Here is a 17,420-nt window from a genome sequence, read left to right on the forward strand (position 1 = left end):
CATCAATTGTAAAAATATCTTTCAGTTTGAGCGTAATATGAATTTTTTTTAGTAGGATTGAGCTGATAAATTGATATTTAGTTGGGGGAATTTGTTTATAGGAGAGTACTAATAATGAGATGGGTCAACTCCCACTATGTATATTTTCTGGAGTGACCTATTCTAGATAGATGTGCACCCGAAAAAAGGATGGCCCCAAAATAACTTTTGGGGCCATCCTTTTTTCATTTACAAATGAAACCGAGTAATCGTACTCTTCAGTAATTCCGCTTGCTCTTTAAGGTTCAATGCCAATTTCTGTACGTCGCTCATCACAACCGCTTGTTCTCTTGTAGATTCAGACACTTCTTCCGCTCCGGCAGAGGTTTCTTCTGCAATCGCAGCAACCTCCTGGGATTGCTCTGAAGTCAATCGGATGCTTTCCATCTGCTGATCTACAAGGACTGAAATGTTTTGAACCGCGTCCGCCACTTCATGGATCGTTTTCGTCATGGTTTCGATCATTTCATTGGTCTGGGTCCCTTTTTTTGCTTCGGAATTAGCTGAATCGACTTGAGTCTTGATATGTCCAACCACACTGCCAACCTCAGTTTGAATGTTCTTGATGAGTTTTGAAATGCCTTGTACCGCTTTGCCGCTTTCGTCTGCCAGCTTTCGGACTTCCTCGGCGACAACAGCGAATCCCTTACCGTGTTCTCCTGCCCGCGCCGCTTCAATGGAGGCATTCAAGGCGAGAAGATTGGTCTGGTTTGCAATATCCCCGACCAGTTGAATGATCTGCTCAACCTTTTTCGCATTGTCTTCCAATCTGTGCACGGCGTCCAATGAATCTTCATTACCTTTCGCAAGCCGACTGATACCTTCCACCAGGGAATGAATGACTTCCTTGCTCCCTTGAAGCTCCGTCACCATATTCTTGGACATTTGCTCAGATGATTTGGAGTGATTTTGTACTTCCTGCGCGATTCGAATCACATCTTCAACAGATTCAGCCGTCGTTTGAATGGCCGTGGCCGAGCTTTCGGCACCTGCTGAAATTTCGCTGATCGTTTTGGAAATGGAATCCGCTTGAGTGGAAGCTGCTTCCGATGCTCTCGACAGCTCTATCACATTCGAATTTGTTTTGGTGAAATTCTCGTCGATACTCGATACCATGTCGCGGAGGTTATGAAGCATGCGATTGAAGGCCAATGCGAGCGATCGGATTTCATCATCCGACTTCGGCACCTCTACTTCCACCGCAATGTCCCCTCGTGCTGCTTTCAACGCCGCCTGTTCCAAACGCTGAAGTGGCTTGACGATAAATCCTGCCGCAAAGAAAGCCAGCACACCCGACCAGAACACACCCATAACCAGTGTCATGCTCGTAAATAAAAGCTCTTTCATATCAGGTGCAAAAGTAGGCTTGATAAAATAAATAAAAAGTGCACTTGTTGAATACGTCACCACCGCAAGAAGCGTGATAAAGAGAACCAACTTCTTTCTAAGACCCGATTTGTAGCTTCTCTCTTTCCCCATCCTTTTTCTCTCCCTGTCTCGTCCTTATTCCAGCTTTTTCATTAAATCCTCAATCAATGAATCCAACTCTCTGTATGTATTTCTATAGATGTCCACGCTTCCCCCGTAAGGATCCGACACATCCAAGTCAGCAGGATCTTCAAGGACAAACTCCTTTAGTGTGAAGATTTTGTCCGCCACATGTGGATACTGATCCACAATCGCCCGCTTATGATTCGATGTCATCGTAAAAATATAGGAAGCCCAGTCCAGATTCTCTCTCGAAAGTGAACTCGATTGGTGTCTATGTATTATATCGTTCTCTTTTAGCACTTCTTTAGTCTGAAATGAAGCATCACTTCCATCCATGGCAAAAACCCCTGCAGACTTCACATCAAACTTCTCCGCGCCCTTATGTTTCAAGACCGCCTCCGCCATAGGACTTCGGCACGTATTTCCTGTACAAACAAATAAAATATTCATCACGTCATCCTCCTTACAGCCTATTATAAAATATTTTCCAATCTGCCCATAGCCCATTCACAAAAAAAGAAAAGCGCAGGGGGCTCCCCTGAAGCAACAAGCATAAACGGTAAAACAAAAAAGTCCATCACCATGAGGGACGGACCTTCGTCTATAAAACTCGCAATCTGCATTTAGCGATCTTTTTTACAACGGCAGCAACAGTTTAATCCCAAATGCAAACAAAATACTTCCGCCAAGGGCCTCACTATACGTCCCAAGTACCCCCTGAAATTTCCGTCCTATCAATAAACCGGCCCAAGTCAACACCGTGGCCGCTATTCCAAAACAGAAAAGGGCGATTGCTGTTCTGGCACCGAAAATACCCAGGGTCAGTCCGACTGAAAAGCTGTCCAAGCTGACACTCAAGGCAAAGAGTACCAATCCAAACCCTACTGGAGAAATGAGTGTCGTTTCCTCTTCCTTGAAGCTTGACATAAACATCTGAATCCCTAGAATGATCAAAAGAATTCCACCGGCATAGGCTGCAAAAGACCCGAATTGTTCGGATAAAAATTTTCCCGTCATCATCCCGAGGAGCGGCATCCACACATGAAAGATTCCAACGACTAATCCTATATATAAAATTTGCTTTAATCTCAGCTGAAACATACCCATTCCGATTCCGATCGAAAAGGCATCCATCCCAAGAGCAAATGCCATTAACATCAAGGTAATCAGTTCTCCAATAATTGTTGTCATCTTTGTTTTTCCCCCTCCGGACATGCCTACAGAACAAATGTATGCACGTCCCAGGGAAAATAGAATGAGAAATGGAGTGGAGATTGGGCATTATTGTAAAAACCTTGTTGCTATAGTGAATATTGGTCCTCTCACAAAGAAACCCTACGGTTCTCTCAAACCATAGGGGCAAAACATTATCCTTTCATCACCCGATACCCGGCCGCTTTCTGAAGTCGGTTCATAATCGCTAAACCAACTCCTTCTTCCGGAAACATTTCGGAAAAAATAATATCCACGTTACTTCTATTAAAAGTGCGCAGTGTATCATAAAGATTTTGTGCGACTGTACTCAGGTCTTCTCTTCGACCAACGGATAGAATGACGTCTGCTTGAAAGTCATTCACAAATTCTTCTGTTGTTAACACACCTACTCTGAGACCCTCTTCCTTCTTAATGTCTACTAATTTCTGAAGGTCCGCCCTCGTACCGTCCACTAAATAAACGGGAGCGTCGGGAGCATAGTGCGTATACTTCATACCTGGGGATTTCGGAGCCCCTTTCCCTTCTTTTAATGAGGGATCTACTTCCACCTTACCGACTACTTCTTCCAGCTGTTCTTTCGTGACTCCTCCGGGACGTAAAATAATCGGGCTTGGTCCGGTGCAATCTACAACCGTCGACTCAACGCCTACACCCGTTTCTCCTCCGTCGACCACTCCTGCAATTCGGTCTTCCAAATCATCGATGACATGCTGAGCCGTTGTCGGACTTGGTTTCCCTGAGCGGTTCGCACTTGGAGCCGCAATCGGGAGTCCTGATGCTTCAATGATTGCCAGGGCAACAGGGTGATCAGGCATCCGGATCCCCACGGTCGGTAAACCCGCTGTTACCTTTTCAGAAAATACGTTTTTCTTATTTTTAAAAATAATGGTTAACGGACCCGGCCAAAAAGCATCGATGAGGCTCGCTGCATCCTCAGGAACTTCCGCCACCAATCCTTCCAGCTGATCTCTATTTGATATGTGGACAATCAGTGGGTTATCCGATGGTCTTCCCTTTGCTTCGAAGATTTTCTCCACAGCACAATCTGATTTCGCATTCGCACCCAGACCATAAACCGTCTCTGTCGGGAAGGCCACCACCTCATTCTGTTGAAGAACCTTCGCTGCATCCACAATTTGTGGATAACTTTTATTGTTATCCACATCACTTTCCACAATCCAGTGTTTCATCATTTCCGTCATCCACCTTTTTATTTCAACACTCAAACAGTGTGTATAAATACTGAATTAACAAGCGTTCAACTATCGTACTCTTTTGAAAGTATAAAAGAAACCCCAAAAATTCTCAAGTATTGTCCACAAAACGTTAATAAAATACTACAGACTGTGGATAAACCTGTGGATGGTGTGAATAATTCTGAAAAAAGAGATATTTACGTTAGTGAATGGCACCTTACGTTTTTTGTCGAATTTTACACATAAAAAAACTGAATCATTTCTTAATAAAAATGATTCAGTCTACTAGCAGACTACTATCGCAAAATAGTTTATTGCAGTGGAAATTTGTCGAAACCTCTCATTTCACCCTAAAGATCAAGCCTCATCGCAATGCAGTTATCCACTGTGGATAACTTTTTAGCGTGAACAAAATTCTTCAGTTCATCCACAAAAGGTTCTTTTTCCTGTTGAAAACCTAATAGGTCAAAGAAATTTAGCGACGCTTTCCGATTGGATATTAAGTAAAGGCGCGTAAGTTCTTTCTCTTTCGCCAATTTTAAAATCTCTTGAAATAGAGCAAACAATTCCTCACTTTCAAAAGAAGAAGTCACAACGAGTGAGCGCAGAAGACCGATTTTATCCTGAACTTCGATCCCAAGTGTTCCAATCAACTGCTTCTCTGAGTCTTCCACTACTAAAAAACAATCAACACTATTTTTAATGCCTTCTGTACTTAAACCCGCTTTCGTTAAGAAGGCTACTACTTCATGAATATCTTCCTGTGTTGCCTGGCGAATCACTTTTAACATCATTTCTTCCTCCCTTTTCTATCATCCCCTAGTGTTAATGTATGAGGGAAAGGAGAGAATAGAACAGGTTGTTGTGAAAAAATACTAGAAAGATAGGCATAAAAATAGCTTCATCTCATGGATGAAGCTCTACATTTTACTTATTGAATAATCCTTTGAAAAGATCTACCACGAAGAAGCGGACCTTAACCTCTTCCTCTTCTCCTTCTTCAACGAAGACTGCTTCCGTCTCTGTTTTCACGCTGCTTACTTTTACTAGAAGCTCTTCTTTTGTTTCATCTGCAGCTACTGCTTCTTCCGTCATTTCTGCTTCCACTGCTTCCAGCTCGACTCCTTTATAAGCAATCACATCTTCCATTTCAGTTTCAGGAGATTTCATTTCTTCTACATCCGAATCCATTTCCGAAATCCCATTGACATCTTCCTCATCTTCAGGATCCACTTCGGTGATCTCATTTCCACTGGCTTCTACTTTCGTTTCAAATCCAGGACTTCTTACCGCATTTCCAGTCGAGAAATCAAGGAAGCATAGAGGCGGATAAAGGACACACCACCAGTTCGCTCCTTCTCCTGCACCCAGTGTAATCAACACGGCTTCGTATTCACCTGCCGGGTATAGATACTGACCATATAATTTGGTAGGAAACTCAACTTTTCCAAAATCAATTTTCACCGATTGATCTAAACCTTGCTCAGCGACAACCTCTTCCGCAATTTTCTGCAGCTCTGGTAAACCTGCTTTAATCACTGATTTCGCCTCTTCTTGTGATGTAAGAGTCTCTACCCAATTCGTAATCTCTTTATTTACTTCATCACGAACGAGTCTTTTGACGTTTTGATCCTGTTCCAGATCACTGTTTGCCAGAATCCGAAGTCGAATCGCTTCTTCCGGGATCACCATCGTCTCCTGGGCCGCCATTTCCTGCTTTGGTATATATAAACTTAGAATCGTTCCTAATGATAGAATCAAGATATACAATAACACCGTATGTTTTGTTTTCATTTTTATCTCCCCCTCAGTAAAACAGTCTAGTCAAAAAGGGGAAATCTTAAACTAGTAAAATAACATTTTGGGTGTGGAAATTTGGCCAGGGGGACTTTTTGAAAATAAAATCTTGTTTTTGAAAATATGTGGGCTGTTTTTGAAAATATAACTTCAGTTTTGAAAATAAACATGACGACGAGCAGGTCAGAGCAGAAGCGAGAATCTATATTTATCCAGATCCATTCCAATTTTTCAAAAAAACACCCCCGATCATCACAATCGAAGGCACACTTCCTTATTTTCTTACACAAAACACCATGCGATCTTTCCCATTGATATCATGAACGACTTCCGTTTCCGCGTCCGGGAAGGTCTTGCGCAGCAGATCCGCCACAGTCTCTCCCTGCCCGACGCCGACTTCGAAACCGATCAGACATTTTTCCTTCATCACACGAGGCAACTCATCCATGAAACGTTTATATAAATCATAGCCATCTTCCCCACCGAACAAAGCAAGTTCCGGCTCATGATCGATCACGATATCTGATAGAGTTTCCCGATCCGTCAAGGGAATGTACGGAGGGTTCGATAACAGAATATCCAGCTTCACACCATCTGCGATCAAAGGCTGTAACAGATCCCCTGCGAAAAAACGGACATCCGCCCCGAGCTTCGAGCTATTCTCACCCGCAACCGCCAGTGCTTCATTCGAAATATCGACGGCCATCATCTCAAGAGGCAAGCGCTTCGACTCAAGCTTCAACGTAACGGCAATCGCTCCGCTGCCCGTTCCGACATCGGCAGCCTTAAGAGGAGGGACCGTTTCACCAAATAAATCCTTCATCTTCTCCAGACCATAGTAAATAAGCTCTTCCGTCTCCGGCCTCGGAATCAGCACATGCTCATTCACCACAAACTCCCGACCATAAAACTCCTCAACCCCGATAATATGCTGAATCGGCACCCCGCCTACATGCTCCCGGATCCCATTCTGAAACTCTTCCCAACTCTCTTGAGGGACGGACCTCCGCTGTTCTGCCAGCAGTTGTGACCGTGACATTCCCATTAGATGCCGTAAGTAGATTTCTCCCACATTTTCATCACGGCCATTTTCGACTAAAAAAGAAGAAGCCCATTTCAGGGCTTCAAATACCGTCACCATGACTACTCTTCCAGTCTTTCAAGAAGTTTGGATTGGTCTTCGATAATCAATGCATCGATGACTTCATCCATCTTTCCTTCAAGGATTTGGTCGAGCTTTTGGATCGTCAATCCGATGCGGTGATCCGTGACGCGGTTTTGTGGGAAATTGTACGTACGGATACGTTCGGAACGATCACCTGTACCAACGGCTGATTTACGGTTTGCATCGTATTCAGCTTGAACTTCACGTTGGAATTTATCGTAAACGCGTGCACGTAATACTTTCATTGCCTTCTCTTTGTTCTTGATTTGCGACTTTTCATCCTGACATGAAACGACTACACCTGTCGGCAAGTGAGTCAGACGCACAGCAGACATGGTTGTATTAACACTCTGTCCTCCCGGGCCACTGGATGCGAAGGTATCGACACGGATATCTTTGTCGTGAATATCCACTTCGACCTCTTCCGCTTCTGGCAGGCAGGCCACCGTTGCGGTCGACGTATGAATACGTCCGCCGGATTCTGTTTCAGGTACACGTTGCACCCGGTGTGCTCCGTTTTCGTATTTCATTTTGGAGAATGCGCCATTTCCGTTGATCATAAAGATAATCTCTTTATATCCACCAACACCAGTGGAGTTCGCTTCCATCACTTCGGTCTTCCAGCCTTGCGATTCTGCATAGCGACTGTACATACGGTATAAGTCACCAGCAAACAGGGCTGCTTCATCTCCACCTGCAGCACCACGTACCTCCATGATTACGTTCTTATCATCGTTCGGGTCTTTCGGGATCAATAATATTTTCAGACGGGCTTCCAATGCTTCAATTTGTTCTTCAAGCTCGGAAACTTCTTCTTTCACCATTTCACGCATATCAGCATCAAGCTTATCATCCAACATCGCCTTAGCGTCTTTATACTGTCCAGTAAGTTCTTTATATTCTCGATATGCTTCTACCGTTGCTTGGATGTCTGATTGCTCTTTCGAATAATCTCTTAGCTTCTTTGGGTCATTCACAATTTCTGGATCACTCAATAGTTCATTTAACTTATCATAGCGATCTTCCACTGCTTGTAAACGATCGAACACAGCTATTCACCTCAATTTTAGTCCATAACAGTCTAATTATATTATATGGTGCATGTAAACACAAGGAGGATCGGGATCAGGCAGAAGGCATAAAGTGGTGGATATTATGTAGAAGGCAAGCAGATCAGCATACAGACCTGCTTGCACTTTTTTATCTTTCGGTGATTTTCACATTAACATTGAACCTTGGGATGGCTTTTTCTAATCTCTCTTTTAACATCGCTTCTTCTTTATCCGTCTCAGCCATGCTCATTTCATTCTGTGTATGTGCCGTCACCCACATTTGTTCGCCATTGATCCAGACTTCATCTGGTTCAAAGTTGGAATATTCCCTCACAACCTCACGTGCTTTGTCTTCATACACGCCAGTTGTCGTCGAAGTTGTGCCTGGTGAGTTCGTCAGGTTTGGAAAGTTCGGGTTTTCATTTGTCGTATTTCTGACGCTTCTATCTTGACGATCATTCATATCATCTTTTCGATTATCAATGAATCGTGTACCATTTTGATCCTCGTGCATACCGAATTCTGATTCCTGATTCACTCCACACGCGGTGATTAAAATGAAGAATACGGTAAAGGATAAAGCTAACAGTAGTTTTTTCATGCTTTCACACCTCCTGTTTTTAGGATTTCCTACAGGAAAGTGCTTATGCACTTAAAGTTTGGAGTGCTTCGGGGTAAGTATCGCATTTTCAATAAGTTGAAATGAGCCAAATAAAAAAAGCCCTAAATAAAGGGCTTCATTCACTATTTAAACTTCCTTCACCATATCAGGTGTCACGCTCATTCCAGTTGGAACTTCATGGTGATGACGGCATCTTGGCTCATAAGCTTCAGATGCACCCACAAGGATGATGGGGTCATCATAGCAAGCTGGTTCGCCGTTGATTAATCGTTGCGTTCGACTTGCAGGAGAGCCGCAGACTGCACAAACGGCTTGAAGTTTTGTCACTTGCTCGGCAATGGACATTAAATCAGGCATCGGACCGAATGGTTCTCCGCGGAAATCCTGATCAAGTCCTGCGAGGATGACACGATACCCACTGTTTGCTAATTTTTGGACGACCTCTACAATGCCTTCGTCAAAAAATTGAACCTCATCAATAGCAACTACATCTACCTCAGGATTCAGGTCATCGAGAATCACATTTGAACCCTCGACTGCTTTGGCGATTACAGAGGTACCGTTATGAGATACAACCGATTCATCGCTATAGCGATTATCTAGTTTTGGCTTATACACAGCAATTTCTTGTTTAGCAAATTGAGTGCGTCGTACCCTGCGGATCAGTTCTTCGGATTTCCCTGAGAACATGCTGCCGCAAATGACTTCTACCCAACCCGTTTGTTTCATGACATACACGAAAGCGCCTCTCCTTCCTTATACAATATTCTATAGAAAACAGCCTGACTGTTAGTAAAAACGGACTACTCTTTAGTATAAAGCATTCCTTTATGTACGGGAATAATGCTTGATTTTCAGTAATTTGGCAGAAAAAAAGAGGCACAGCTCAATTGGAACTGCCTCTATTTCTTCAACCATTTGCTTTAAAGAGAATAAAAAACAGGCAAGCATGAAGATCCTTGCCTGTTTTTCTAATAGAAGAGAAGTGACAATCTCATATCTTTATGCCTTACGCACAAAGAAATTTGATATGACCTTCCAGCTCTTCATTATTGTTGTTGATTTTTAAGACCGTATTTTTTGTTGAAACGGTCAACACGTCCACCAGCGTCAGCGAATTTCTGACGTCCTGTGTAGAATGGATGGCATTCAGAACATACCTCAACGCGCATTTCTTCCGCTACAGAACCAGTTTCAAATTCGTTACCGCAAGCACAGCTAACTTTGATCGTGTTGTACTTTGGATGAATTCCTGATTTCATTTCTTTCATCTCCTTCCGCCCTGAATCATCTGAAACAGAGTAATTTATTACGAAGATATATGTGATATGAGCATAAGCATGAGAGTTATAGCCAGCCCCTTACCACATCCAGTTTTTAAAAACACATTGACACTATTATAACAAGGACAAGTAATATTTGCAACCTGAAAAATTGGAAGTTACAGACATCGTTCCAATCATTCGATTACTAGATTAACGCTTCTTCGACTCTTCTGTCAACACATTGAAAAACTCTTCATTCGTCTTCGATTGCTTCAGCTTGCGCATAAGCTTCTCAGCGAAATCAGGCTGATCGGACATCGCTTTACGGATTGCCCATAGCTTTTCAAGATGATCCGGTTTGATCAGAAGTTCTTCTCTACGAGTTCCGGAACGACGGATGTCGATGGCCGGGAAAATACGTCTTTCAGCAAGAGAACGATCAAGATGAAGCTCTAAGTTCCCTGTTCCTTTGAACTCTTCATAAATGACATCGTCCATGCGGGATCCTGTATCCACTAGCGCAGTAGCGAGAACTGTCAAGCTTCCGCCTTCTTCAATGTTACGTGCAGCACCGAAGAATCGTTTCGGACGGTGGAACGCCGCAGGATCAATACCTCCGGATAGCGTTCGTCCACTTGGAGGGATGACCAGGTTATAAGCACGGGCTAAACGAGTGATACTATCCATCAGAATGATCACATCACGTTTGTGCTCCACTAAACGCATCGCGCGCTCAAGAACAAGTTCTGCCACTTTGATGTGATTTTCCGGTACTTCATCAAATGTAGAGCTTACGACTTCTGCTTCTACAGAACGTTCGATATCCGTTACTTCCTCTGGACGCTCATCGATCAGAAGAATGATTAATTCCGCTTCAGGATGATTCGTTGTGATCGAGTTTGCGATCTCTTTGATCAGCATCGTCTTACCGGCTTTAGGTGGCGCAACGACTAAACCACGTTGTCCAAAACCGACAGGCGCGATAAGGTCCATGATGCGCGTTGAGATTTTGTTCGGTGTTGTTTCAAGTTTCATTTGACGGTCAGGATATAAAGGCGTGAGACCTGGGAAATGGACACGTTCTTTCGCGGATTCCGGTTCTTCTCCATTGACCATTTCAACATGAAGCAGTCCGAAATAACGTTCGTTTTCCTTCGGAGGACGCACTTTCCCTGATACTTTATCCCCGTTACGAAGGTCGAAACGGCGGATTTGTGATGCAGAAATATAAATATCCTCAGAGCTTGGTGAATAATTGATCGGTCTTAAGAAACCGAAGCCCTCTGATTGGATGATTTCAAGAACACCTTCCATAAAGAAGAAGCCTTCTTGTTCTGCACGAACTTTAAGGATAGCGAAAATCAATTCTTTTTTTGTTAATTTACTATAATAAGAAACTTTGTATTGTTTGGCTAGCTCGTAAAGCTCTTTAAGCTTCATATTTTCTAAGCTAGAGATTGTTAACTCTTCCATCATGACACCACGCTTTATTAATTTGTCCTACCTAAAATAAATAAAAAGAAGGGTAGATTTTTCTAAAAATGAAGAAATATGTTGAAGCATAAACTAATAGAAAAAATGCTGAAGATAAAAACCTTATCTATTGTAACCATACTTTTAATCAAGAATCAATGACTGGGTAAAAAAAGGAAGGTAATTTTGTAGATAGGCAGCATTTCTTCACCTATGAAGAAAAAAAGTGAGTGATAAGAGTAGTCATGGGCAGAATGGTAAGACACTCTGCCCATCCCTCATCTCTTATAAGAAGAGTTTGTTTCTCTCTCTATGTTTCAATGTCTATTTATTATTTCATAACCAGGTTTGGCTTTTTCTGAAGACTGTGACGGCCGTCTATGAAGCGGACGGTTCCAGACTTCGCACGCATAACGACGGAATGAGTCAAACCGTATGTTCCTTTAAGCTGAACACCTCTTAACAGTTCCCCGTCCGTTACACCTGTTGCTGCAAAGATCGCATCATCACCGCATACGAGGTCTTCCATTCGAAGGATCTTGTCCACATCCAGCCCCATGCTGATACAGCGCTGCAGTTCGGCATCGTTCTGTGGTAAAAGCTTTCCTTGGATTTCTCCACCTAAGCATTTCAACGCAACGGCAGCAAGTACCCCCTCTGGAGCACCGCCGGAACCGAATAAAATATCGACACCCGTATGATCGAATGCTGTATTCATAGCTCCTGCTACATCACCATCATTGATCAGCTTGATACGGGCTCCCGCCTCTCTCAGCTGCTGAATGATATGCTCATGACGAGGACGATTCAAGACGGTTGCAACTACGTCTTCGATGTCTTTGTTCTTTGCTTTTGCAACGGCCTTTAGATTATCGATCACAGAAGCGTTAATATCAATTTCCCCAACTGCTTCTGGTCCTACTGCGATTTTATCCATATACATATCCGGTGCGTTCAGTAGGTTTCCGTGGTCTGCCACCGCGAGTACCGCCAGTGCATTCCAGCCTCCGGAAGCAACGATATTCGTTCCTTCCAACGGATCAACGGCCACATCTACACGCGGACCATAGCCTGTCCCTAGTTTCTCACCGATATAAAGCATTGGAGCTTCATCCATTTCACCTTCACCGATGACAACTGTTCCCTTCATCGGTACTGTATCGAATACATCGCGCATAGCAGAGGTTGCAGCATCATCTGCTTCATCCTTCTTACCGCGACCCATCCAGCGAGCCGATGCAAGGGCAGCCCCCTCTGTTACTCGAACAAGCTCCATTGATAAACTTCTTTCCATGTATATAGCCTCCCGTATTCCCTTTTGTTTTACAATATTCTTTAATTGTATAACATATTAACAGATTTATTGTAACACATTAAAGAGGGTGGAGAGATTTTTTTTCGAAAAAAGTAGGACACAATGGTTCATATAGTCGAAAAAGAACTGGTCATATTGGAAATATTTAAGGAAATTAACAAAAAGCGAGTAGTTGTTGATTTCCACTCCAGGGTGCTTGCTTTCCGCGGGGCGGGCGGTGAGCCTCCGCTTTTCTTACTTTCCCGCTTCTCCCGCAGGAGTCGAGCACCCTTCCGTTCCAATCAACTTAGTTTTAAATGTTTTACCATTACTCCTAGTGGAAACAACCTTCTATGCAATAGTACAGCTTTAAGAATCTATGACTTCATCTGCTCCAATTCTTCCGCTGACATTTTTTCACGCCAGATTGTCGCTCCTAGGCCTTCGAGCTTGGCAACGAGGTCGCTGTAGCCGCGGTCGATATGCTCGAGACCGGTCACTTCTGTGATTCCTTCTGCCATTAGGCCGGCGATGACAAGGGCCGCTCCTGCGCGCAGATCACTTGCTTTCACTTTGGCGCCTTGTAATTGTACAGGTCCATTGACGATGGCCGAGCGACCTTCCACCTTGATCGTCGCATTCATTCTTCTCAGTTCATCGATATGCTTGAAGCGGGCTGAATAGATGGTGTCTGTTACGACAGCGGAACCTTCTGCCCGGTTCAATAATGTGGTAAACGGCTGCTGCAGATCTGTCGGGAACCCTGGGTACACCAGTGTTTTCACGTCAACGGATTTGAGCTTGTCCGCTCTGCCGATATAGATTTGATCGTCGTTTGTTTCAACAGGAACGCCCATCTCACGGAGCTTGGCAATGACAGATTCCATATGTAATGGGATAACGTTGTCAACAAGCACACCTTTCCCGACTGCTGCTGCAAGAATCATGAACGTTCCAGCTTCTATCCGGTCAGGGATGATTGTATGACGGCAGCCGTGAAGCTCGTCTACACCATCAATGCGGATCACATCGGTTCCTGCCCCTTTGATCTTCGCACCCATATTACTTAGTAATGTAGCTACGTCGATGATCTCAGGTTCTTTTGCCGCATTTTCAATAATCGTTCTGCCTTTTGCCCGTACAGCGGCAAGCATAATATTAATGGTTGCCCCTACACTGACAACGTCAAGGTAGATACGGGCACCCTTTAATTCATCGGCGCGTAAATATATCGCACCTTGTTCATTCGTCACTTCTGCTCCAAGAGCCTCGAAGCCCTTGATGTGTTGATCAATCGGACGCGGGCCAAGATGACATCCACCCGGTAATCCGATGACCGCTTTTTTGAATCGTCCAAGCATCGCTCCCATTAAATAATAGGAAGCACGAAGCTTCTTCACCTTTCCGCTCGGTAAAGGCATGGACACCATTTGGCTTGGATCTACACTCATATCCCCATCTTCCAACGTGACTGAACCACCGATCTCTTCTAATAGATCTTTCAGTGTCCGTACATCAGAGATGTCTGGTAACCCTTCGATTGTGACTGGTGAATCAGCAAGAATGGTTGCCGGGATCAAGGCTACCGCACTATTTTTGGCCCCACTGACTTTAATGGTTCCTTCAAGGGGATAACCTCCTGCAATTTTTAGCTTTTCCATATTAAACTCCCTTCCACTGTTCGTTGACGAAGAAGCCCCATGGCTGTAAGACTCCGCACACCAAGAACAAAAAGGATTATTTTTCCAATAGAAGACGTTCTAAGAAGTATTGTCTACTAGTGTATACATAATTCGTCAAAACATGTATAGGATAATCGAATTTTTTTAGGTTAGACCGATTGACCTAAGATTAGCGGTTGTTCCAATCATTCAGAAACGCTTCAATTCCTTTATCCGTCAGCGGATGATGGAACAATTGCTTCAACACTTTCAGAGGCACTGTCGCAATATGCGCTCCTCTTAAGGCAGCTTCAGTAATATGCTGAGGGTGACGGGTTGAAGCTGCAATGATTTCTGTTTCCAAACCATGAATCGCAAAGATTTCAGCGATCTTGGATACAAGCTCAAGACCATCATGACCGATATCATCTAATCTTCCTAAAAAAGGCGAAACATACGTCGCTCCAGCACGAGCCGCTAAAAGCGCTTGGTTCGCACTAAAAATCAGCGTGACATTTGTCTTAATTCCTTCTTTAGCAAAAGTAGATGTCGCTTTCAGGCCATCCGGCGTCATTGGAAGCTTAACCGTAATGTTAGGTGCGATCTTAGCAAGCTCCCTGCCCTCTTTGATCATTCCTTCAGCATCTGTCGCGATGACTTCAGCGCTTACAGAACCAGGAACTAAATCTGTGATTTCTTTTAATCGATCTTCAAATGTTACGTTTTTTTCTTTCGCGACAAGCGACGGATTCGTTGTCACTCCTGAAAGAATACCCCATTCAAATGCTTCTTGAATTTCACTCATGTTTGCTGTGTCTATGAAAAATTTCATTCACTATACCCCATTTTCGACAAAATTTTCAATCATCTTTTAATGAACGGAAGGGACTGACCCAAAAAGGTATCAACCCTCTCCTGGTGCCAGTCCCATCCTACCGCTTCATTCTTTTTCTACCACATAAGGAATGTCCGTAATCTATCACGAAGGACTTTCCAAACATTACCTATCTATTACGCTTGGTTAGAAGAACCAAATTCGCGCATTTTTCCAGCAACTGTCGCTTTGATCGCTTCACGAGCCGGCCCCATGTATTTACGTGGATCATATACTTCAGTGTCAGCTGCAAGCACTTCACGTACTGCTTTAGCTGAAGCAATTTGGTTTTCAGTGTTTACGTTGATTTTAGCAGTTCCGTAAGAAATCGCTTTTTGGATATCTTTTGTAGGAATTCCAGTACCACCGTGAAGTACTAGAGGTACTCCAGTCGCCGCACCGATTTCTTCCATTTCTTTGAATCCAAGATTTGGTTCACCTTTGTAAGGACCGTGAACAGAACCAAGTGCAGGTGCAAGTGTATCAATACCAGTGCGTTCCACTAATTCTTGACACTCTTTTGGATCTGCATAGATAACGCCATCTGCTACTACGTCATCCTCTTGTCCACCAACAGTTCCAAGCTCAGCTTCAACAGAAACACCTTTAGAGTGGGCATATTCAACCACTTTAGAAGTGATTTCAATGTTCTCCTCAAAAGGACCGTGAGAAGCGTCGATCATAACAGAAGTAAATCCTGCATCTATTGCTTCTTTACATTTGTCATAGCTTGAACCGTGGTCCAAGTGGATCGCAACAGGTACTGTGATGTTTAAGTCTTCCATAAGACCTTCAACCATTTTCACAACTGTTTTGAAGCCGCTCATGTAACGCGCTGCCCCTTCAGAAACACCAAGGATGACAGGTGATTTTTCTTCTTCAGCCGCTTGTAGGATCGCTTGAGTGAACTCAAGGTTATTCAGGTTGAATTGACCTACCGCATAGCTGTTTTCTTTTGCTTGAATTAGCATGTCTTTCATTGAAACTAAAGGCATAGTAATTTCCTCCTTTTATTCAGTCAGTGAGCCATTCTAGTAGAAATGGCGGTGTTATTTATAGCACCATGTGACATTGTTTACAATTTCACTTGTATCATACCAAAACAGAATTGATTTTACCAACTGAAGAGGCGAATTGTTAAAAATACTACTATTTTCACTATTCAAATAATACCATTAAGCTGGAATATATTGTTTTACCGCCTGTCTGATGTCGTCGATATCAAACGGCTTCGCAAAATGAGTAAGCGCTCCCAAATCCTTTGCTTCCTGAATCATATCCAATTCTCCGTACGCTGTCATAATAATGACGCGGATATCTGCATCCTTCTGCTTCATTCTCTTCAGGATTTCGATCCCATCCATACCCGGAATCTTCATATCCAGCAAAACCAAATCAGGGGAATGCTGATCTACAATTTCAAGCGCCTGGATTCCGTTCGCTGCCTGAAATGTTTGGTAGCCTTCCTTTTGTAACACTTCATTTAATAGAATCCTAATACCAAATTGATCGTCTACAATAAGAATTTTCTCATTCATCCATCCCAATCCCCTTCATTATTAAAGTAAGTTATGTATTACTAAGCAAAATAACCGGCTAATAATTGTATATTTATTACTAATTCTCTTTTTCCTGTAAAAAATCCTGCTTCTTATCAAGATTTTACTTAAGACCTTTTCCCCCTTTATAATAAGCGTTACGATGACAAATGTCGAAGCTAAATATATAAGGAGAGTTCATTCTATGATAAAAATGTTTACAACACAGTTAACTGGACTGTTCAAACGCATTTATGATAAGCAGGAATTCGAAATTGAAGACGGTGCCCGCCTGCTTGCCCAAGCTGCCATCGGGCAGGGGAATATTTACATTGCAGGTCACGGGGAGATGGAAGCCGTCACAGCCGAGGCTTTGTTTGGTGCTGAACCTCTTCCTTCTGCTAAAAGATATAATGGTTCTACCCAACTGACGGAAGCTGATCGTGTATTAGTCGTCAGCCGCTTTTCAACTGATGAGGATGCTGTGGAGTTAGGGAAAAAACTGGCTGATGAAGGTGTGCCATTCGTGGCTGTCTCTGGATTGGTAGAGGGTGCAGAGAATCTGTTGGACTTAGCCGATGTTCACTTAGATACGAAAGTGATCAAAGGCATGCTTCCAGGCGATGAAATCGGTGAGCGTGTAAGCTTCCCTTCCAGCATGGCTGCCCTTTATCTTTATTTTGCGCTGGGGTTTGTGATCCGTGAGATGTTGGAGGAGTATGAGGAGTAATCCTCAAC

At 43.4% G+C, this 17,420-nt stretch carries 18 protein-coding genes; 1 reads left to right on the top strand and 17 read right to left on the bottom strand.

What is annotated here, in order from left to right:
* Positions 1-228: 228 nt before the first annotated feature.
* The 17 genes from AAEM60_RS22105 to AAEM60_RS22185 all read right to left on the bottom strand — a co-directional run bounded on the left by AAEM60_RS22105 (position 229) and on the right by AAEM60_RS22185 (position 16,682).
* The gene (locus AAEM60_RS22105; protein WP_299746464.1) at positions 229-1,518 is read right to left on the bottom strand and encodes a methyl-accepting chemotaxis protein; all 1,290 of its coding nucleotides are present in this window, start codon (positions 1,516-1,518) and stop codon (positions 229-231) included.
* A gap of 24 nt (positions 1,519-1,542) precedes the next feature.
* Positions 1,543-1,980, bottom strand: coding sequence for a low molecular weight protein arginine phosphatase (locus AAEM60_RS22110; protein ID WP_341357173.1), 438 nt, complete (start codon positions 1,978-1,980; stop codon positions 1,543-1,545).
* Positions 1,981-2,166: 186 nt separating this feature from the next.
* A complete protein-coding gene (locus tag AAEM60_RS22115) occupies positions 2,167-2,721 on the bottom strand; it encodes a manganese efflux pump MntP family protein (RefSeq protein ID WP_299746469.1) in 555 nt (184 codons plus the stop codon).
* Positions 2,722-2,897: 176 nt separating this feature from the next.
* A complete protein-coding gene (locus AAEM60_RS22120; protein ID WP_299746573.1) occupies positions 2,898-3,935 on the bottom strand; it encodes an L-threonylcarbamoyladenylate synthase in 1,038 nt (345 codons plus the stop codon).
* 356 nt (positions 3,936-4,291) lie between these two features.
* Complete coding sequence (locus AAEM60_RS22125) at positions 4,292-4,735, bottom strand: hypothetical protein (RefSeq protein ID WP_299746472.1); 444 nt, start codon at positions 4,733-4,735, stop codon at positions 4,292-4,294.
* Positions 4,736-4,868: 133 nt separating this feature from the next.
* Entirely contained in the window at positions 4,869-5,735 is an 867-nt protein-coding gene (gene spoIIR, locus AAEM60_RS22130; protein WP_341357174.1) for a stage II sporulation protein R, read from the bottom strand.
* 277 nt (positions 5,736-6,012) lie between these two features.
* A complete protein-coding gene (gene prmC, locus AAEM60_RS22135; RefSeq protein WP_341357175.1) occupies positions 6,013-6,879 on the bottom strand; it encodes a peptide chain release factor N(5)-glutamine methyltransferase in 867 nt (288 codons plus the stop codon).
* A 2-nt stretch (positions 6,880-6,881) separates the two neighbouring features.
* A complete protein-coding gene (prfA, locus tag AAEM60_RS22140) occupies positions 6,882-7,952 on the bottom strand; it encodes a peptide chain release factor 1 (RefSeq protein ID WP_044340559.1) in 1,071 nt (356 codons plus the stop codon).
* 151 nt (positions 7,953-8,103) lie between these two features.
* Positions 8,104-8,556 (bottom strand): hypothetical protein, encoded by a 453-nt coding sequence (locus AAEM60_RS22145; RefSeq protein ID WP_299746481.1) that lies wholly within the window; start codon positions 8,554-8,556, stop codon positions 8,104-8,106.
* A gap of 147 nt (positions 8,557-8,703) precedes the next feature.
* A complete protein-coding gene (locus AAEM60_RS22150; protein WP_341357176.1) occupies positions 8,704-9,315 on the bottom strand; it encodes a thymidine kinase in 612 nt (203 codons plus the stop codon).
* A 311-nt stretch (positions 9,316-9,626) separates the two neighbouring features.
* Positions 9,627-9,839, bottom strand: coding sequence for a 50S ribosomal protein L31 (gene rpmE, locus AAEM60_RS22155; RefSeq protein ID WP_034765123.1), 213 nt, complete (start codon positions 9,837-9,839; stop codon positions 9,627-9,629).
* Positions 9,840-10,052: 213 nt separating this feature from the next.
* The gene (rho, locus tag AAEM60_RS22160; protein ID WP_044340561.1) at positions 10,053-11,315 is read right to left on the bottom strand and encodes a transcription termination factor Rho; all 1,263 of its coding nucleotides are present in this window, start codon (positions 11,313-11,315) and stop codon (positions 10,053-10,055) included.
* 331 nt (positions 11,316-11,646) lie between these two features.
* On the bottom strand, positions 11,647-12,609 hold the full coding sequence (gene glpX / locus AAEM60_RS22165; protein ID WP_299746491.1) for a class II fructose-bisphosphatase: 963 nt from the start codon (positions 12,607-12,609) through the stop codon (positions 11,647-11,649).
* Between the two features lie 377 nt (positions 12,610-12,986).
* The gene (locus AAEM60_RS22170; RefSeq protein WP_098351489.1) at positions 12,987-14,270 is read right to left on the bottom strand and encodes a UDP-N-acetylglucosamine 1-carboxyvinyltransferase; all 1,284 of its coding nucleotides are present in this window, start codon (positions 14,268-14,270) and stop codon (positions 12,987-12,989) included.
* A 190-nt stretch (positions 14,271-14,460) separates the two neighbouring features.
* Complete coding sequence (fsa, locus tag AAEM60_RS22175; RefSeq protein ID WP_299746496.1) at positions 14,461-15,102, bottom strand: fructose-6-phosphate aldolase; 642 nt, start codon at positions 15,100-15,102, stop codon at positions 14,461-14,463.
* A 179-nt stretch (positions 15,103-15,281) separates the two neighbouring features.
* Positions 15,282-16,139 (bottom strand): class IIb fructose-bisphosphate aldolase FdaB, encoded by an 858-nt coding sequence (gene fdaB, locus AAEM60_RS22180; protein WP_299746498.1) that lies wholly within the window; start codon positions 16,137-16,139, stop codon positions 15,282-15,284.
* Between the two features lie 180 nt (positions 16,140-16,319).
* Positions 16,320-16,682 (bottom strand): response regulator, encoded by a 363-nt coding sequence (locus AAEM60_RS22185; protein WP_148971206.1) that lies wholly within the window; start codon positions 16,680-16,682, stop codon positions 16,320-16,322.
* A gap of 205 nt (positions 16,683-16,887) precedes the next feature.
* Here AAEM60_RS22185 and AAEM60_RS22190 point away from each other — a divergent pair, with 205 nt between their 5' ends.
* Positions 16,888-17,412, top strand: a complete 525-nt coding sequence (locus AAEM60_RS22190; protein WP_299746503.1) for a DUF2529 domain-containing protein — start codon at positions 16,888-16,890, stop codon at positions 17,410-17,412.
* Positions 17,413-17,420 lie beyond the last annotated feature (8 nt).

Origin of the sequence: Rossellomorea sp. y25 (assembly GCF_038049935.1) — a bacterium.
Lineage (GTDB): Bacteria > Bacillota > Bacilli > Bacillales > Bacillaceae_B > Rossellomorea.